This is a genomic window from Ramlibacter aurantiacus, from assembly GCF_016722895.1.
In the GTDB taxonomy this organism is placed as follows: domain Bacteria; phylum Pseudomonadota; class Gammaproteobacteria; order Burkholderiales; family Burkholderiaceae_C; genus Ramlibacter; species Ramlibacter aurantiacus.
Genome location: NZ_JAEQNA010000008.1, coordinates 1 through 16478 on the forward strand (window position 1 = coordinate 1; position 16478 = coordinate 16478).

A 16478-nucleotide genomic window follows, 5' to 3' on the forward strand; every position below is an offset into this window, starting at 1 on the left:
TTCCAGCAGCGTCTGGGGCACGCAGCCGATCTTCGGCGCAATCGATTCGACTGCCGCCCACAACGACGGGTATTCCCCCCGGTGCTCCTGCACCATCCTCACCGCGCGCTCACGCACCTCCGGTGAGAACTTGTTCGACTTGTTCATGGCTCAATCCTCTCAGATGGATGAGCCTCCTGGAAACCCGGGGCGATTCATCCGCTTCACATCGAAAGTGCCGGCGGCCACCGTGCTGCCGGGCCTCTTCTTCTCAAAGCTGGTGGGGGTCGGACAAATCGAACCGCTGCCAGCGGCGCAGTTGCCGGAGCAAATGCGAGCTCTAGATCCCCAACTCGCATTCGCACCACTGAGCAGAATCGGGTGGAAGGAGCAGTTTGCGATCCTAGTCGGGGAGCGCTCACTAGTTGTTGGGTGCAGGATGCCTTACCCAGGGTGGGTGGCATTCAAGCCTGCCATTTTGGAAGTGCTGGGCGTTCTGAAGGAGGCCCAGATTGTCACCCGGGTCCACCGCCACTCACTCAAGTACATCGACCTCCTAAACACGGGGGACGATGATGCTGAGGCGCTGAGGCGACTGAATGTGTCTGTTCGCGTTGGCAGTCACACAATAGCGTCTGAAAACACCGCACTGCGATCTGAGCTTAAGCGTGGTCCCTTCTTGCAAGCTGTCCAAGTTGCCTCCAGAGCTGTGGTCCAGCAAGAAGGCGTAGGCACTCGCACAGGGGCCCTTATCGACGTCGATACCTTGGCCATAGCCGAACTCGAACCTGCCGAGTTTTTCGCGAACCTGCCAAGCTCACTAGAAGACCTCCACACAGCCAACAAGCAGATGTTCTTCGAATGCTTAACAGAATACGGCTTAAGCCTTTTGGAGCCGAAATATGACTAGCCCTCAAGTCCGGATCCAGCTTCCGTCGTTGTATGGCGCGCCGTCGTTAAGTCACAGCGAAGCTGCCGCGCGCTACGCTTGCGGAACCCGCCAGTTTGCCGTTGTTTCTCTGGTGACGAACATGAGCGCCACCCAGGTCCGCTACGGGACCGAATTGGGGGCAAGGATCGTCTATGGGACAGAAGCGCCAAGCGTCCGCTCTGTTACGAAGAGGGAAGACCAAGTGTTTCGCCGTGCAGCGCTTCGCGGTGCGCGCATTATCCATGGCGGTGCTCTCGTCGCGAAATGACAGCTGATGAGGCGTACGCGATCCTAAGCGGACATTGCCAGTTCGAGGTTGGCAAGTTCTATGGCCACGTCGAAGGTCTTAGCTTAGGAACGGGCCTGCTTTATAACGACGTACGCGCTCCTGAGTTTGACCAGGAGCAGTCGGTCTTCATGACGGTCGAGCGTCAGGCGTACGTGCTAACTCATGAGTGCGACATCGATCCAGCGAACGAGCGAGCGTTCAATGATCACCTCCTGATTTGCCCCGTTATCCGAGTTGAAGATTTTGTCGCCGAGTTCGAAGCCGAGTTCTCGAATAGAGATGCGCTCGTCGGTTTCCTCGCTGCGGCCGCGCGCCGCCAGGTCAGTCGCGTTGTGTTCTTGCCTGCGTCCCCAGGATTGGAGCAGGGCGGGTTCCTCTACCTCAACGCGCTCGCCAGCACTCACGTGTCAGTGTTTTCCCACCAAAGACCGTTTGCCGCCGTATCGGCATTTGGTCTGCAAGTCATCGACTACGCGCTCCAAAACCATCTACTCCGGCAGAAAGCTGAACGCCTCGCGCTCGGCGAGTACGCGCATTGAGCGCTGGTTTGTAGAAAACACAGCTGCTTTGTAGAAACGCCCCAGAACCCGAAACGGGCGCTGGGGCGCATGAAGACTGGTGGCCTGGGGCGGAATCGAACCACCGACACGCGGATTTTCAATCCAAATGACAACCATTGTTCTAGTTCGTAAAATGAAGATTTGCAAGGGCTTTTCTAGTTCTGCATCGCCGAACCGAACCCTGCCGAACCTTCCCCGAACGCGTGCCGAACTTCTTCAGGAGACGGGTTTGTCCGTCCCAAGTACGGCCTGGATAGCCAGCAAGACTTCCTGAGGCGTAGTCACGAACCACTCAGCGCCGGGTGCATCAGCTTTTCGTCTGCCGCGCACCTTCAGCAAATACTGGATAGCTTTCTCCAGGTTATCGGCGTCCGGGTGTGGGTAGGTCCCCAAGATCTCTGGTTTTTCTGGCATAGGCGTGACCTGCTGCATGATCCGCGCCTCCGGATTGGCACCTTTTCCGATCTTGATGGGGTATGGGCCGCTGCTGCGCTTATAGGCGGGGAACGTGTACCAGTAGATGGCAGGGGCAACACCAGCTTCCTGCTGTTCCTTCTCCTCTTCAACTTCGATCGCCGCATCATCTTCCGTGGCGGCAAGACCGACGACAACGACCCCCTCAACCTTCGTTGCAGCGAACACCTCGGGGTGCTCCCGGACTTCAATCCCCATTCTTATGCGCATCCTGCGGCGGGCTTCGCTAGGGTCGCCGTCATAGAGGGACAGCATGTGCTGATGGAAGTCTGGGTAGCTCTCCCAGATCACTTTTGTCAGGCTTCGGTAGGTGAGTGGCTCGGCGCTTTGCGTCAGAACCGCCACCATCTTCTGCCTCAGGCTGGTTGCATCGCCATCCATGCTGTCCTCCATTCAAGAAGGCCCAACTCTAGTGCGTCGGGCCGGTACGGTACTTAGGCGACCGCGAATGCCGCGGCGTTTGACGCCTCCTGGGCCGCCTTCATCGACAGGTGGGCATAGCGCTGGCTCGTCCGAGCGTCGGCGTGACCGAGAAGCTTCTGCACCTCGAACAGGCTTCGGCCCGCAGACACCATCCGGCTCGCGAACGTGTGCCGCAAGTCGTGGATGCGCACGTTTGCCGGAATCCCCGCCTTCTTCCGAATCCGGTACCACTGACGCGTAATTGTCGTGAACGGCTTCCCCGTGGCTGGCGACGGGAACAGGAAATCCGAAGTTCCTTCAGCATTGAGCTGGTCGATGATCCAGAGGGCGCTCTTGTTCAGAGGCAGCGGCTTGTGCTTCTTAGACTTCGAGTTCGTCGCAGGGATGCGCCAGACATTGTTCACGAGGTCCACCTGCTTCCACTCGGCACAAAGCGCTTCATTGAGGCGGGCACCAGTGGCCAGCAGGAACATCAAGATCAGACTGACCATGCGGTTCTTGTCCGTCTTCAGGACCTCTACCAGCTTCTCCACTTGGGCATCGTTCAGGTAGTTCTCGACCTGGTTGTCCAGCGTGAACAAGGGGATGCGTGTCAGGACGTTCCTCTCCAGCATCTCCCATGAAACAGCCAGGTTGCACACTCTCCGCAGTAGCTGCACGTGCTGATTCACGGAGGCCTTCGCGCACCCTTCCGCAACCAGCGCGTTCTGGAACTGCTGGACGGACAGTCGAGTGATCTTCCCTAAGGGCAGGTGGCCGAACTTCGCTCTGATCCTCAGGCGGTAAAGCTGTTCGTCGCGCGCGACCGATCGCTTATGAACCTTCGCGTAGGGGAAGTAGTGGGCGCTCATGAACTCGTCCAAGGTGATGCTGCCATTGCCTTCTGCGGCTCCAAACGCAGGGGCGCCAGCAGCATTAGTCATGCGGCCATTCGACGTTTCCGGCAGGAAAGCCTTCTCCGTCGGCACGGCCTTAAGCTGAGTTAGTTTCGCCCTTGCCTCCTCCAGCGTCATCTCGGTGGTCCGGCCAATCTTCTGGTGGCAGGTCTTGCCGGCTTGCTTGTAGCGCCAGTAGTAGGTGCCCTCACCGGGGCTGGTGGCCCGCACCTCGATATAGAGGCCCGAGCGCTGGGGATCTACGATCTCGATGCGCGCCTTGCCATCAGGGCAGCGCAGGCGGTGGTCTACGTAGGTTTGGTCTAGGTCCTTGACTACTGCCATAGGTCTCCTTTTGAAAAAAAAATGGTCTGCGCCAACGCCTGATACTGGGTATCAGGACGCCGGTAACGTGACTAGTGGAGGGACGCGGGAGCCCGAGCAAGGTCGTCGCTCAGGCGGTACTTGAAGTTGCACGTCTTCTCCGGATTGAGAAGCGTGATGGGCAGCACGCCGTGTACGGCGAAGTACTTGAAGCACATGCCGATCGCGATGCGGTCGCCTCTTTTCCAGTTGTCCCAGTCGGGAGGGGCGGCCAGCCCAGGCGTGTCGTAGATCGCGTCACGCTGCAGGTACTGAGAATTGCGCCAGAAAAGCTCCCAGGCTCGACGAAGCAGCGCCTCCGAAAGCCAATAGCGGCCGTTGCTTAGTCCGGATCCGCGAGTTGGATGTTTCTGTAGCTTGATCTGCGCCAGAGCTAGCTTGCTCCAACTCGGGGCGGTGCTCGCTACCGGTGCAGAGCGGTCAAGAGTTTCAGCGGGGTTGTTTGATGTGAATGTCATTCGGATCCAAGTTGTAAAAGTAAAAAAGAAGGCACGTGCAACGTGCGTTCCGGCGCAGGGGCGTCAAGTCCCCTACCTGCAGGAGAGCGGATATGACGAGGGACGCTGGGGCGTTCGGATCGTCTAAACGGTCGGGCTCGAAATCGATAACCACTTTTCCCACTTACAAGGCGGTGAGTCGGTCTTTGTAGGCTTCCTGAACCGCTATGCCGCGGATGATTTCGATACCGTCCAAGAGCGTGAAGCGCACCGGCAGTCCGATGCGGTGCTCCATCTGCTCCTTTAAGCTGCCCTTCGCATGGGGTTTTCGACCGTTTTCATTGCACCAAGCCTTGTACGAGGCGTAGAACGCCGAGCGGCGCTCGAGCAGGTCGTCACGGAGAGTGCAGCATTCGTGGATGAACTCGTCGACCGAACTTGTTGAACGGCGCCATTTCTGCATTAGCCGATCCTGGACGGATGAGGGTGAGAAGCGGTTCTGCTGCAGGAGTCGCACGCCCCCTTGAAGTGCCCAGTAGGCGATCCCAGACATCTCCTGCCCGATGATCCGATCAGCCAATCCAGGATCGAGCGGTCGGCCCGAGCGCAAGAGGCTGTTCGGAAACTCAATCAGCAACCAACGCGAGAAGAAGGCCTCTGAGTGGTCTTTGGTGGTGATGAGATGGTTGGACGTGAACAGATGCGCCGCCTCGTTCTGGAACATGACTACCGGTCGCGTCGGCTGACGGCCGGAGATCAAGTCACCACCAAGCACCGACTTGAGGTTCGCGGCGGGGATCGCCTGCCCTTCCGGGAGTTCTCCCACTACGTTGAGCCGACTTCCTATTAGGCTGGCCAGGTAGTATTCGTTGTCCCACTTGAAGGGAGAAACGGCCGAAGTGAACGCCGACGGAACCAACTGCCGCAGGATGCGCTCCATGGTTCCCTTCCCTGCACGCCCATACGGATCGTAAAAAAGGGCCGCTTTCTGGAAGCGAGGCATTAGACCCAAGAGAATCGCTCCGGCAATCTCTTGGAGAAGGCAGATCTGTTGCTCCTGCTCGTCAATTGCCACTGATCTGAACGTCTCGTCTAGAAATTGCGAGAAGTTCGGTGTGGCCACCCGTGCCGGCGCGAAGTCCAGCATTACCCGCTGGCGATGCTCTGGCAGCAGGGGCTCTGACGAGAGTTGTTGACCTGCAATGGTGTAGAAGCTGCCGAGAAAGGCGGTGCCGACTGGCGCGTCCCGAAAAAAGCTCGGCTGAGTTGCGATCGCGCTCACCTGCTCCGCAATGCCCGTGTAGTCGGACCACTTTTCACAGTTCTTGTTCGCGTCATTCAGCTCTGCTATCAGCCGTAGGAGGTTTTGACGCTCATAGGGCACCCAGAGGTTCGATTGCGCGTCGAGCACGTAAAGTTCGCCCTGATGTATGACAGGTCGCCAACTTTGAACGGTGAGGTAATCCAGTGTGTGCAGTGCGTACCGGTGGTGCGAGGTTGCCTGTGCCTTACGACTCGTAAAGGGCGTCATCATCGTGATCGCGGCATTTCCAAGGTGAGGTCGCATATCATTGGCGTAATTGCTAATCATTTCTTGCTCCGTTGAGTTTGTGAAACCCACTGAGGCCAGACGACCGGAGCAGTAGTACCAAGGCACCACTGTCGTGTCGCAGCTCAGGGGTTGAGCGTCCCCTGGCTCGCATGAATACGTTTGATTTATATGCGGATGGTGTGAGAGAGAGGCCTCGCCAGGGCCAAGGACTGGCGCTCGCCTCGACTGGGGGCGCCACCGGGACACGCAGGTGAAACGGCTGACTGCGTCTCATGGCGACCTCAATCGGTGGCCCGCCAGATAGCGGCCGCCTCCGGGTGCTGCGCCGCGTAGTCACGTAGCCAGTGGTACTGGCGGGCGCACGTGCTGGCGACCTCCTCGTCGATAGCGAAAGACAGGAGGCTGTAGGCATAGAGGCATGAGGCAATCCCGAAGGCGTCGGCTGAAAGGTCACCCTCGTAGCCGTTCGCACAGACGACGTGGAACGACTCGCGGCCGGTCGGCACCATGTAGAAGCCGCCATTGCTCAAGATGAAGAACTCCCAGTGGCCGCCGTCATAGTCCTCTGACAGCGCAGCGGCGTTGTCGAACGCGAAGGGCTCCACCATCAGGGGGAAGCGAATACCAAACAACTTTGACGTGTGTGGTCCGCGCTCGGACTCCTGCAGCTGCTCGCGGTAGATCGGACATGTAGACATAGAAACTCCATGAAGTAAGTGCCCCCCTCACGCGGACGCACGTATGCCTCCGCGCGGGGCGAATACGAGGTCGCGAAGGGGGGAGAAGGAGGAAAGGGGGAGCAGCTAGGGCGAGTGCCTAGCGTCCCTCGACGCCCGGACCGGCAAGCAGTTCGGCCTCGTCAGCAAGCACTTGTCCATACGCTTCGTCGGGCAGATCACGGGCGAGCACTAGATCAAGAACGTCGGTCAGGCAGTCTTCGAACTCCATTTCGGGTTCTCCTTTGCAGTAGGTTGAAGGACAGATAGCCGACGGTGGAGATCACCGCCGCCAGCACGGACGGGAGTGGGAAGAGGACGAACACCACGCACAGAGCGATGAAGGCGATCGCGTGCAAAGGCGAGAGAACCGCAGCGATCAGAACCACTGCGGCAAAGGCGGTGAGAAAAATCAGCATCTATCTCCTTACTCAACCTGGTCGCCATGTGGCTCGGTCTCCCAAGGAGGAACACCTACAACTCCGCCAACCTTCTTTTGGTTTGCGCGTATCGATGGCTTGCTGACGTCAGGATTGAGATTGACTCCGGAAGCAATCAACGCCGCGACTTGCTCCATGAAGATCTTGTCTGGTGCGCGTAAGTAGCAATGGGCTTGATCGGGCGACGCAGATACGAGCCCCTCAGCCTTCAGAACTGCCAAGAGGAACCCGGCGCTGTTGACCGATTTGCCAACCTTGAAAAGAGGCAGCAGGAGCGGGCCCGGGATCGCTTCGTGTTTGCCTAGAAGCTTTTTGATGTCCGTGGTGGACACCCACTCTTTGCTGTAAACGCCCTTGCCGCTTGTCTTCCAGATGCGAACGCGCACGTCGCTGGCATCGCTACACCCAACGTGATAGGTGATGGCGGTACGCCCCGAGAGGGATGGACAGGTTGCGATCTTTAGAATGCGTAGATCAGACGCGGTCTTTTCAGTCATTAGGATCTCCTGAGTTTGGTTTAGGGTGTTTCGAAGGCCGAAGTCCTTCATTTCAGATACGTCGGTTTTCTCGCTTTCTGAATCGCTCAGACGATTAGCGTTAGGCATGTTGTGCAGCCCAGGGATGGCCCGGATCCAGCCCTGGCCCCAGCGAACACACCTGTGGCCACTAACGTGGTTACGGGGGCGGCTGCCGGGGGATTGGCGGGACCCGGGTCCATCGCGCGTTCGACGGGCAGGCAATAGAGGCCGTCCAGAAACAAGAAAGCCACCCGAGGGTGGCCGCTGGTGGGTCAATGAACGTGCTCATGGCTCGTGCGCCTCGCTGGAGGGCACCGCATGCATCGCACACATGGCGAGCAACTCTTGATCTATGCCCTCTTCCTTGGGCACAAACACCTCCACCCCGTAACCGTCGTCACTGAGCACAAAGACGATCTCATAGCAGGTTCGGTGCTTCTCCAGAACCTCGAAGGACGGGGTGAAGTCAGGCGTGTCAAAGCGAGCGCTCGTATAGCGGTTGGCGAGGAGGTCGAAGCCAAGCCGCTCGTTGAGCCGTGCCACGGAGTCGCCCGGCTCCACCACAAGGAAGTAGCCCATTGCATTCGGATCGAAGGGCTCGTCTTCCTCCAGCATGGCGAATCGCCGCTGCGCAAGTAATCTGACTTCGGCATGGCGGACCGAAGCGACCTGCTCCGGGTCGGTCAGCACTTGCATCTACGGGCTCCAATCACATGGGTCCTCATGAAGTTTTCCTTTCTTAAAAATAAAAACGCCCGAGGCAAGCCAGGAGCGTCAGAGGTAGGGGCGTGGACGGTGCGGGATAACTGCTAAGGCGCGTCTTCCCCGCTTGGGCAATGGCGCAAGCAGTAGGCGAGGAGGTTGCAGTCAGTGCCTGGGCTTTTCGGGACGAACACCCAATAGCCAAACCCTTCGCCATTGACGATGAAAGTCAACTCGAACCAGCCGGCGTAGATCTCGACGTTCTCGGGGGCTTCCTCCTCCAGACTGAAGCCCAACTCTGAGGAGAGATCTTCTAAAGAGTCACCGGGTGCCAGTACGAGGATGTTCACGATGTCGCCCAGCGCGCAGGGGCCAGCCTCACTCAGTTGAATGAGCCATGCCAAACGGTCACTCAATTCAGGCACCTCGATCGGCGCCCTTCTAATCTGATCTGTGCTGCGGAAGGTGCGAATAGTGCTTCACCTTTGGTTGACCCAAAAAAAACGCCCTAGGAGCAACCTCGGGCAACCGCCTTGAAAGCAGATCGTCGTCAAAACTCTTGACTGTGGCGCCACCGCTGAACACAGACGGCAACTACACCAGCGGTGAGCAGCAGCGCACAGGTAGCGAGCAGGGCTTTGATAATCAGCGCCATCACTTGCACCCAGACACTCAGAGCGCCGAGCTTGAAGAAAGACAGAGCAGCTACGGCTGCAGGGATAATCCAGATCAGTTCAGTTCTCCTTCGAAAAAAAAAGCGCCCGGTCTTTCGAACAGGCGCGTGATGATGACGAGAAGACTCAGATCCTCTCGCGAGCGGACAAGCTAGCTAGCGATCTCGGCTTGGCCCACGGAAAAGGTCGGGCAACTCTCCGCGAAGCTCAATCTGCTTGGAACTTCCCCGGCCTGACGGAGCGTGCTGTTGGAGCGTTTCCCCCTCTCCTTCTTGCCTTCCACCCCTTCGGCTCATCGAGATCGCGATGACCACCGCGGAAGTGCCGAGAAGGATCCAAACGAACTCTCTAATCAATGTTCCTGCGAGCAGCGGATCGTTAGAAGTACCGAGCAGCGGCCGCACAACGTTCTTCACCATTACCCCGCCCTGATCCCAGGTCGTTGCTTCCCTCGGCGGGAACAGAGAGGCCAGCAGTAAGAGAAGCGCCCCAGCCAACAGGACGTACCGACGCTTCAATAGCCCCCAGTACCGTCGAGCGGATTGATCAACCTTGTTGATCGTCACACCTGCTGCAACTAGGCGCTCAAGAGACTGCGCTTTTGACTTTGCCAGAGTCTCCTGAGCGCGGATGACAGCCGCCTCCCTCCTCTCCCTCTCTTGCGCTTCATCCTCCGGCGTCTGTTTAAGCTTCACGACTCCGAAGACGATGAGTCCGCCAACGAACAGGGCACATCCGAGTATCAGAAGTGTTTGCTGCTGGGAAACGAGCCCGACGTTATGGACCCGTCCAAAGCCGGTAGACACCGTCGTGTCCATGTTCATCGCGAAAAGTGCCAGCAGCGCACCGAGCGTGATCAAAGCTTTCCAAGCAAATTTCAAAATAATCTCCTCCAAAAATGGTCTGTGTGAACCAGCAGTGCAGATCCTTGTGACACCAGAGAGGCAGCACACCGCGGAGCCCCCTCTAGTACAGATATCAGAATTAGAGCAAAAGAGGCTCGGCACGGCCAGTGGGGTTTCGCATCCGCAGAACCAATCAGATCAGCGCCGCTGATACGAGGGAGGAGCACTCCCGATCAATCCCTCCAGATGCTCGCGCCGCAGGGGTACGCTCCTGGACTCGCTCTCGGACTCATGCGATCTGGATCATTTGGGACCGCAAGCTTGGTTATAAAGCATGCACAACCCCGTACTTGACAGGCAGCTTTCGTACGAGTTATTCATGAGTGCGCGAGGGCTCGCGCTCTTGTTGATCACGCGGAGGCTGATCATTTGTGCATAGAGAAAACCTCGGCCCTCCCTCTCCTTGGTCTTCACCAAGATCGGGTGCAGTTCGAGGAGCTTTTCCCAGGAGGGGTCATCCAGGTTGTCGCGCGCTTCCGCGACGTCGTAAATGGCCTTTGCATAGGCTCGACAGTCTTCTCCGAACGTCTGCGCCTGAACCGTGGTTGCGTACGCCACCATGCAGCTGAGACCAAGTCCAACGAGCTTCTTCATCCGTGGTTCCTTCAGGGTAGTTGCGGGGTGAGAGAAGACGGGCGCAGCTCCCGCAGGCGTTTTCAGCCACTGCGCGCCGTATACGAATTAGTGTTTATGTGAATTAGAGCAGATGAGGAACAGTCTCCGAAGTGAAGGAGACCCTCAGTCAGCGATTCGGCAGGTGCGTGCGGCAGCTTCGCAACGATGCGGGCCTGAGCCAGATCGAGTTCAGTGAGCGCTGCGGCTTCTATCAAACGTACCTAAGTAGGGTGGAGAACGGGAAGGCCAACCCGACCCTGAACGCGATGGAAGTTATCGCGAACGCGCTCGGCCTCACCATCTATGAGCTGTGGCGCCATGTGGAGCACATGCCTCGGCCATAGCGCACGGCGTCACCTCGAAGAGAATGGGGCATGACAGCAGCCTTGTCCCTTCGAGCTAGCGATTCCGAGAGGCGCGCCTTGGCGATTCACGAGGCTGGACACCAAGTGGTGGCGGTCGCCGTGCGGGTTCGCTCACGGGGCGTGAGTCTCTCTGGCGACTATGGCCAGTCCCGCGATGGATTGAACCGTCACCTGTACGAGCCGGAGGAGGCGCGGTATTGGGAACTTCTAAAGAAGGAGATCCAAATCTTGCTGGCAGGCGAATGGGCTGTGCGCATCTTTTACGACCGTGCCAAGGAAGACTCTGACGCATACGGATCGGAGAACGATTGGAAGGTCCTCGGTCCGCTTCTGCGCGAGCTCTCAGAAGATTCCGACGTACCAGTCTTCGCGCTCCAAGAGCGGCATGAGAGCGCGGTATTGAACTGCTTGACTGATCGCTGGTGCTTCGTAGAGCGCTTGGCGGGCGAACTTTTGGAGACTGAGAACCTCTCGGGCGAACAGGTGACTGCACTGCTGCAGGACATGCCTTCTTTCTCAGGCTGATGCGCGCGAGGCTGCATGCAGAGAGCCGATGCGACCTGCGGGTCCGAAGTGACTTTGAACTTCCGCCTCTGTTGCACAGATCGCCGCCGTGCATCCACTTCGGCGAGCCCCTCAGGAGCCGTGACATGCAGGCTCAAGTCAAGCTGTTAGGGACTGCCTCGACAGCTTGGGCTTGGCTCCACGACCACATCCCAGTCACCAGCGCGACGTGAACGAACACCGTGGCCGCTCCTTAGTGCCGACTTCCCTTGTCGATAGCTGGGGCGCTACTTACATTCGATGGCCATCTTGTCATCCGACATGATCATCAAGCCATGCATTGTCGGAATGCCGATTGGCGCGTTCGTTTGAGAAACGACGTTGTACCCGGCCGGGCAGACCTCACCTGCCCTCTTGAAGCATTCGGCGACAGTGCGCCCATATCCGGCACAGTCCATCGTGTATGCCGTCTTCCCGCTCGGGCCGACAAACTTCTGCGGCTCTACAGACGCGCAGCCGGAAAGCGCCAGCAGCCCAAGCACCAGTGCGAAGCGCATTTGATCCTCTCCTATAGGTAGTCGCCGGATAAGGCAAGCTCGGAAGCCTGTGCAGAAATCATAACAATCCGAAGAGAGAGGGTTGTTGTTAGCCAGCCGGCGGTCAGCGCCGGCGTGCCTTCTGACGCCACTCCCATGGGGGCTGAGGTGAGCGGTCTGCCCAGAGGCCCGCGCCCCGTGCACGAGCTTGGGCCTCAAGCTGGGTGAGCCTGCTATCGGTTTGGTACTTGGTGTACGCCCAGGCCATTCCGCGGCGAACCATCTCCGCATTGGCGTCAACACCGCCGCACTCGACACGCGCCACCGCCCTGCCGTAGCGGTCGCTCGTGACTACGCGTAGACGCGCGGATCTCCGAAAACAGAGATCGGCGAGTGCTTGGCGGCTGCGGTGCCCGAACGGCTGCTTCTTCTCGGGCGCGTCGATCTCAGCGAGACGCACCTTCACCTGCCGGTACGCGCCCGGCGGGCCGCAGCGCGCGGTGACGGTATCGCCGTCTGCCAGGCCAACCACGAGGCACGGCTCGCCGTAGGCCGCGGAGGACAGCAGGAACGCCAGAAGCCAAGCCTTCTTAGTCATGCGTAATTCTCGCGGGTAAGCCTCTGTGGATGGGGCTCTCGTGATCGACAGTACTGTCAGCGGACTGCAGCACAGGCTATCCCAAATGCTTGAGGCGCGGTGAGCAGCGATCGCGTGAGCACGCCCCGGCTATCGTCGGTGAAGGCGGGAGGCTCACCCTACGCGTCGTCCATCTGGCTCACTGCAGCCGTGAAGCGTGCGTCAGGTGTACTCCGCTTATCCGACGAACCGCCTCAGGACACAGGAGAAGGATTTCCTTCCCCCTCCACGCGGTTCACACGCTGCCTCAGCCTTTCCTCCGGAGGTTTCCATGGGCCAGACACCGGACCGCTGGCCTTTTCGAGCAGGTGGTTCTAGTGGAAGTGGCGAGAACCGCCGAACGTAATCTGGAGAGGCCTCAAAAGTGAGTTCGTGCCTCTGCTTCCGTCGCGCAGAGCGTGGGCGGCGGCACACCGGTTTCCGAAGTTCCGAGCGACGCCTCAAGCGCTGCGCCATTCGCGGTCAGGTTAAGCCGCCGAGAAATGCTCTCCTCCTCCGCAGCAAGGGCCAGGTTCCAGGCCCACATGCCGATCAGCAGGGCGACTCCCGCGAATACCGCCGCTGCGGTCGTCTCGTCCTGGGTCCGTGCCCAGAACAGTAGCGGGAGCTCGAAAGCCAGAGCTGCGACAAACTCGAAAGAGTTCATGGAGGCCTCCTAAGAGGCACAGACTAGCCGTTTTGATCTAATTCGACAAGCTCAGCGGGCGAAAACGACATGCGCCCCATCAGACGGCAGCCGATCGGCTTGATCCCGAGCTGCCTTCCTCAGGGGCTTGCTGCCGGCCTGTCCGGCCGAGGCTCGGAGATCGTCCGCTTGTGGCTGGCTCGCCGAAGGAGCATGTAGGTTCCCAGGTGATCGAGGTCCGCAAGCCGATACCGCTGCACCTGGTGGAGGCTCTCTGGGCGCAGGAGCATCGGAAACTCGTACCGGGCCACCTCGGGCACGAGGTAGTAGCCCACGGGAGTGCCGGCGTCGCCAGCGAGACCGATGAGGCGGTAATCGCTCCGGGTGAGCCGCCGGCGCTGGACGAACCAGGCCGGCTCCTTCGTGAAAGAACGCCGCCAGGCGAGCGTGAGTTGAAGAAGCACGTGATCGTCGATGTGCAGGGTGAAGGCTTGGAAGTCGCACTCGACTGCGCAGCCGAGAGCGGCAAGCTGCTGCGCGATCGAATCCTGCAGTGCGACGGTCAGCTCCTTCGTCCTCCGGGTCCTCAGCCTCCCCGCGGCCTCTGGGTCCGTCGTCCGTCCGGCGAAGGCATAGGCGGCCTCCATGCTCCCGAACGTCTTCAGGTACGTCTGGCTGGGTGCGCACCCGTGCGTGACCAGATCGGCCGCAGATAGCTCGGGGCAGCGCCTCAGCGCGTCTGACAGGTCCGCGAGAAGCCGGCCCGCTCCTCGGCGAGGACGCGTCCGCATCGACTTCTTTCTCTGGACCCTCTCCCAGGTTTCCAGATCGATGAGCGGCTCGATTGCGTTAGGCACCCTCACCTGCTTCTCTGGTGGCGCTGGCCGTGGGCCGTGATCGGTCCTGGTCAGCGTGCCCCAAACGTAGGTCCCGACGAACAGCTCGCACGAGAGCAGCGAGGACACGATCCGCAGCGTGAACGGACCGCCGGCACGGGTGCGATGGCCCTCAGCGGCGAGCAGACGCACGAGGTCGTTCACTGTCGCGGGCGTGTTCGCGTACAGGTCGTAGATGCGCCGAAGAAGGGTGATCTCCTCTGGAGGGCCAGGGACCAGACGAATGCGGTCCGATTGGATGCCCTTGCGCTCGTTGACGCCCAACAAGGACCTAGGAACGCCTTCTCTCGTGACAGCCTGTCGAAGGAGGCCAATCGCAGGTCGGCCGCCGGCGGAGTACCCCAAGGCGATCACCCGCTCCTGACCAGCGCGCGCCTTCACCGCCAGCTCTCTGCTGTACTCCGCGGCCATGGCTCTCTTTAGGCTCTTCACGAGCGCTCCGGTCGGCCCGGAGTCTGTGCCGAAGCTCTCAGCGACGTACACGACGGACACGCCATGCAGGCGGCAGTGGTACTCGTAGTAGGCGGACGCGTCCGTGTTCTGGAAGCGCCCCCAGCGGCTCACGTCGTAGACGAGGACGGTGCGATAGGGGCAGGCTGGGTCCATAACATCGGCGAGCAGGCGCTGCATGCCCTTTCGGCCCCTCACGTCTAGACCGCTCTTTCCTTGGTCCTCGTAGGTGGCGACGATCTGCAGTCCGTGGTTTATCGCGTATTCCTGGATCGCTGCTTTCTGGATATCCGGGGAGAGGTCCTGCTGGTCCGTAGACATGCGGATGTACTGGGCTGCGCACGAGTGGGGAGGAATGTTCATCCGCGCTTCGTAACGGGCCGGCGCACTCAGTTCCAGGTAATTGGAATGTTCTAGGCGATTTCTGGCCTGTCTGTGGGGTTGTCCACTGCTTCCTTGGCGCACAAACTGCAGGAGATCGCTTGCCCCGCCCAACGGCATCTGGAACCCCATGCGCTTGGTCAGAAATTCGCGTCGCGTCACCGAAGAGCAGTTTCAGGCGGCGTGCGATGTCGCTGCAGCAGTGTTCGCTGGTCAGCTGACGACAGCTCAAGGCGTTCAGCGGCTGGACGAAGAACATGGCGTCAACCCTACAAGTGCCGGAGACTTCATCTACGACTATCGCTGTCTTGTTGAGGGTCGCGGATTCCCGCGGGGGATGAGCGCCGCAGCAATGCACCACTTCCTGGCGCAAATTCATATGCAGCATGGGGATGTCGGGCTTTCAAGGGCGCTTGGTGCACTAGAGCAACACATCCAGTACTTCGCGAGCCGAGGAAAGAGGCTGAAAAGCCAACAGGCGGTTCACGACGCCTTCCTCGCCTGTCTAGCGAGCCGCAACTAGGAACGTGCCGGGGCGCTGATATCGTTGAGTGATGTCCCACCTAGAAGATCTGATCGCCGAGTACTACGACTGGGTACCTTGTGAAGCGGAACATGAAGGTAGGACGCCTCAAGCATGGCGGCTGGGAAATGGAGTTGGACATCGTTGCATTCCATCCTCAGACGAAGCACCTCGTGCACCTCGAGCCCTCGATCGATGCAAACTCATGGGAGGTTCGCGAGGCCCGCTTCAAGAAGAAGTTCGAATCGGGCGAGAAGCACATGTTCGAGACTGTCTTCCCGTGGCTGGATCCGACAACGCAGGTGGAACGGATTGCCGTGCTCGTTTCGCATCCTAAAGGCAGGGACACGCTCTGTGGCGCCAGAATCCTGTCGATTGACGAGCTTATGGCGAAGATCTCAGAGAGGATACGAACCTGCGGGATCATGGCCAAGAACGCGATCCCCGAGCTGTATCCGCTCTTGCGAACTGTCCAGCTGACACTGTCCGGCTACTACGGCGTGAGGCCGCATGAGGCAATCGCGAATTTTAAGGTGGGTGCTCGGCTTCCTCGTGCCGGTCTCACTTAGCGCCTCCGCGAGCATCCATCCGCCAGCTCACAGGAGCAGAATCCCCGTACCACTTTCCGCCCGAGGAGCCCATCGTGAAGGGAAGCCGTGACCACACGAAGTACGTCTTTGATGGCCAGACGCTTAGCAAACGACGTCTAGTGTTGGCGCTCGTCAAGCGATACGCCCAGGACAACCCGCCCATGAACTTTTCGCATCTTCTCGAAGCGTTTCCAGACGAGCTCCAAGCGAAGAGTCCGACGCAGTTTCATAAGATTCGGTGTGTCGTTCGCCGACTCCACGATGTCCCACAAGATGCACACAAGCGATTTTTCTGTCGCGTTGGCGAGCCGCTGCAACTAGTGGATCATGTTGTGGTCGTTTCGGGCGAGTGGAACAAGCACAACATTCAGAACGTGCTCGCACATGCTGCTGCACTGGGATACGCCGTTGAGGTCACACACCCCCCGATCAACCACTGACCCTGCCCGCAGACGCTCATTGGCGCACTCGAGGCGGAAGCAGTCGGGATTCAGGGG

The 16478-nt window shown here is 59.4% G+C and carries 22 protein-coding genes and 1 pseudogene; 7 read left to right on the plus strand and 16 right to left on the minus strand.

Translation table 11 applies throughout. The features are described from left to right. Positions 1-147: pseudogene (locus JI739_RS18640) on the minus strand (IS3 family transposase); the annotation flags it as partial. Here JI739_RS18640 and JI739_RS18645 point away from each other — a divergent pair. Both JI739_RS18645 and JI739_RS18650 read left to right on the plus strand, forming a co-directional pair. Continuing rightward, a complete protein-coding gene (locus tag JI739_RS18645) occupies positions 146-889 on the plus strand; it encodes a TIGR04255 family protein (protein ID WP_236589872.1) in 744 nt (247 codons plus the stop codon). The pseudogene JI739_RS18640 and the gene JI739_RS18645 overlap by 2 nt on opposite strands. A gap of 285 nt (positions 890-1174) precedes the next feature. Continuing rightward, complete coding sequence (locus JI739_RS18650; RefSeq protein ID WP_201685458.1) at positions 1175-1738, plus strand: hypothetical protein; 564 nt, start codon at positions 1175-1177, stop codon at positions 1736-1738. 237 nt (positions 1739-1975) lie between these two features. Here JI739_RS18650 and JI739_RS18655 read toward each other — a convergent pair whose 3' ends face one another. From JI739_RS18655 to JI739_RS18700, 11 genes are all read right to left on the minus strand, one after another. Continuing rightward, positions 1976-2614: a GIY-YIG nuclease family protein gene (locus tag JI739_RS18655; RefSeq protein ID WP_201685459.1), complete on the minus strand. Its 639-nt coding sequence runs from the start codon at positions 2612-2614 to the stop codon at positions 1976-1978. Positions 2615-2667: 53 nt separating this feature from the next. Next, positions 2668-3876, minus strand: coding sequence for a site-specific integrase (locus JI739_RS18660; RefSeq protein ID WP_201685460.1), 1209 nt, complete (start codon positions 3874-3876; stop codon positions 2668-2670). A gap of 71 nt (positions 3877-3947) precedes the next feature. Next, positions 3948-4373 (minus strand): hypothetical protein, encoded by a 426-nt coding sequence (locus JI739_RS18665; protein ID WP_201685461.1) that lies wholly within the window; start codon positions 4371-4373, stop codon positions 3948-3950. A gap of 163 nt (positions 4374-4536) precedes the next feature. Then, positions 4537-5943, minus strand: a complete 1407-nt coding sequence (locus tag JI739_RS18670) for a DNA primase family protein (RefSeq protein ID WP_201685462.1) — start codon at positions 5941-5943, stop codon at positions 4537-4539. Between the two features lie 242 nt (positions 5944-6185). Then, entirely contained in the window at positions 6186-6602 is a 417-nt protein-coding gene (locus tag JI739_RS18675) for an antirestriction protein (protein WP_201685463.1), read from the minus strand. A 118-nt stretch (positions 6603-6720) separates the two neighbouring features. Beyond that, positions 6721-6852, minus strand: a complete 132-nt coding sequence (locus JI739_RS24735; RefSeq protein ID WP_255520287.1) for a hypothetical protein — start codon at positions 6850-6852, stop codon at positions 6721-6723. Between the two features lie 195 nt (positions 6853-7047). Next, positions 7048-7557 carry a hypothetical protein gene (locus JI739_RS18680; RefSeq protein WP_201685464.1) on the minus strand — a complete coding sequence of 170 codons (510 nt, stop codon included), beginning with the start codon at positions 7555-7557 and terminating at the stop codon, positions 7048-7050. A gap of 306 nt (positions 7558-7863) precedes the next feature. After that, entirely contained in the window at positions 7864-8274 is a 411-nt protein-coding gene (locus JI739_RS18685) for a hypothetical protein (protein WP_201685465.1), read from the minus strand. A 113-nt stretch (positions 8275-8387) separates the two neighbouring features. After that, a complete protein-coding gene (locus JI739_RS18690) occupies positions 8388-8696 on the minus strand; it encodes a hypothetical protein (RefSeq protein ID WP_201685466.1) in 309 nt (102 codons plus the stop codon). Positions 8697-9109: 413 nt separating this feature from the next. Then, the gene (locus tag JI739_RS18695) at positions 9110-9835 is read right to left on the minus strand and encodes a hypothetical protein (RefSeq protein ID WP_201685467.1); all 726 of its coding nucleotides are present in this window, start codon (positions 9833-9835) and stop codon (positions 9110-9112) included. A 267-nt stretch (positions 9836-10102) separates the two neighbouring features. Continuing rightward, positions 10103-10453: a hypothetical protein gene (locus JI739_RS18700; protein WP_201685468.1), complete on the minus strand. Its 351-nt coding sequence runs from the start codon at positions 10451-10453 to the stop codon at positions 10103-10105. 131 nt (positions 10454-10584) lie between these two features. Here JI739_RS18700 and JI739_RS18705 point away from each other — a divergent pair, with 131 nt between their 5' ends. Further along, a complete protein-coding gene (locus JI739_RS18705; protein ID WP_201685469.1) occupies positions 10585-10818 on the plus strand; it encodes a helix-turn-helix domain-containing protein in 234 nt (77 codons plus the stop codon). 78 nt (positions 10819-10896) lie between these two features. Beyond that, entirely contained in the window at positions 10897-11364 is a 468-nt protein-coding gene (locus tag JI739_RS18710) for a hypothetical protein (protein ID WP_201685470.1), read from the plus strand. 266 nt (positions 11365-11630) lie between these two features. Here the strand turns inward: JI739_RS18710 and JI739_RS18715 are convergent, their stop codons facing one another. The 4 genes from JI739_RS18715 to JI739_RS18730 form a co-directional block, all read right to left on the minus strand. After that, positions 11631-11900 carry a hypothetical protein gene (locus JI739_RS18715; protein ID WP_201685471.1) on the minus strand — a complete coding sequence of 90 codons (270 nt, stop codon included), beginning with the start codon at positions 11898-11900 and terminating at the stop codon, positions 11631-11633. Between the two features lie 103 nt (positions 11901-12003). Continuing rightward, positions 12004-12477, minus strand: coding sequence for a thermonuclease family protein (locus JI739_RS18720; RefSeq protein ID WP_201685472.1), 474 nt, complete (start codon positions 12475-12477; stop codon positions 12004-12006). A 397-nt stretch (positions 12478-12874) separates the two neighbouring features. Then, positions 12875-13162, minus strand: a complete 288-nt coding sequence (locus JI739_RS18725) for a hypothetical protein (RefSeq protein WP_201685473.1) — start codon at positions 13160-13162, stop codon at positions 12875-12877. 119 nt (positions 13163-13281) lie between these two features. Then, positions 13282-15000, minus strand: a complete 1719-nt coding sequence (locus tag JI739_RS18730; RefSeq protein WP_354003756.1) for a recombinase family protein — start codon at positions 14998-15000, stop codon at positions 13282-13284. On the opposite strand from JI739_RS18730, the gene JI739_RS18735 reads away from it, so the two are divergent. From JI739_RS18735 to JI739_RS18745, 3 genes are all read left to right on the plus strand, one after another. Beyond that, positions 14999-15391: a hypothetical protein gene (locus JI739_RS18735; RefSeq protein WP_201685475.1), complete on the plus strand. Its 393-nt coding sequence runs from the start codon at positions 14999-15001 to the stop codon at positions 15389-15391. The genes JI739_RS18730 and JI739_RS18735 overlap by 2 nt on opposite strands. Positions 15392-15483: 92 nt before the next feature. Then, positions 15484-15960: a hypothetical protein gene (locus JI739_RS18740; RefSeq protein ID WP_201685476.1), complete on the plus strand. Its 477-nt coding sequence runs from the start codon at positions 15484-15486 to the stop codon at positions 15958-15960. A gap of 74 nt (positions 15961-16034) precedes the next feature. After that, on the plus strand, positions 16035-16421 hold the full coding sequence (locus JI739_RS18745) for a hypothetical protein (protein WP_201685477.1): 387 nt from the start codon (positions 16035-16037) through the stop codon (positions 16419-16421). Positions 16422-16478 lie beyond the last annotated feature (57 nt).

Coding starts and splice junctions, on each gene's coding strand:
- JI739_RS18735 (WP_201685475.1), top strand. CDS start 14,999: ATGCGCTTGGTCAGAAATTCGCGTCGCGTCACCGAAGAGCAGTTTCAG.
- JI739_RS18675 (WP_201685463.1), bottom strand. CDS start 6,602: ATGTCTACATGTCCGATCTACCGCGAGCAGCTGCAGGAGTCCGAGCGC.
- JI739_RS18645 (WP_236589872.1), top strand. CDS start 146: ATGGCTCAATCCTCTCAGATGGATGAGCCTCCTGGAAACCCGGGGCGA.
- JI739_RS18665 (WP_201685461.1), bottom strand. CDS start 4,373: ATGACATTCACATCAAACAACCCCGCTGAAACTCTTGACCGCTCTGCA.
- JI739_RS18660 (WP_201685460.1), bottom strand. CDS start 3,876: ATGGCAGTAGTCAAGGACCTAGACCAAACCTACGTAGACCACCGCCTG.
- JI739_RS18725 (WP_201685473.1), bottom strand. CDS start 13,162: ATGAACTCTTTCGAGTTTGTCGCAGCTCTGGCTTTCGAGCTCCCGCTA.
- JI739_RS18700 (WP_201685468.1), bottom strand. CDS start 10,453: ATGAAGAAGCTCGTTGGACTTGGTCTCAGCTGCATGGTGGCGTACGCA.
- JI739_RS18650 (WP_201685458.1), top strand. CDS start 1,175: ATGACAGCTGATGAGGCGTACGCGATCCTAAGCGGACATTGCCAGTTC.
- JI739_RS18715 (WP_201685471.1), bottom strand. CDS start 11,900: ATGCGCTTCGCACTGGTGCTTGGGCTGCTGGCGCTTTCCGGCTGCGCG.
- JI739_RS18670 (WP_201685462.1), bottom strand. CDS start 5,943: ATGATTAGCAATTACGCCAATGATATGCGACCTCACCTTGGAAATGCC.
- JI739_RS18720 (WP_201685472.1), bottom strand. CDS start 12,477: ATGACTAAGAAGGCTTGGCTTCTGGCGTTCCTGCTGTCCTCCGCGGCC.
- JI739_RS18685 (WP_201685465.1), bottom strand. CDS start 8,274: ATGCAAGTGCTGACCGACCCGGAGCAGGTCGCTTCGGTCCGCCATGCC.
- JI739_RS18680 (WP_201685464.1), bottom strand. CDS start 7,557: ATGACTGAAAAGACCGCGTCTGATCTACGCATTCTAAAGATCGCAACC.
- JI739_RS24735 (WP_255520287.1), bottom strand. CDS start 6,852: ATGGAGTTCGAAGACTGCCTGACCGACGTTCTTGATCTAGTGCTCGCC.
- JI739_RS18730 (WP_354003756.1), bottom strand. CDS start 15,000: ATGGGGTTCCAGATGCCGTTGGGCGGGGCAAGCGATCTCCTGCAGTTT.
- JI739_RS18655 (WP_201685459.1), bottom strand. CDS start 2,614: ATGGATGGCGATGCAACCAGCCTGAGGCAGAAGATGGTGGCGGTTCTG.
- JI739_RS18740 (WP_201685476.1), top strand. CDS start 15,484: ATGAAGGTAGGACGCCTCAAGCATGGCGGCTGGGAAATGGAGTTGGAC.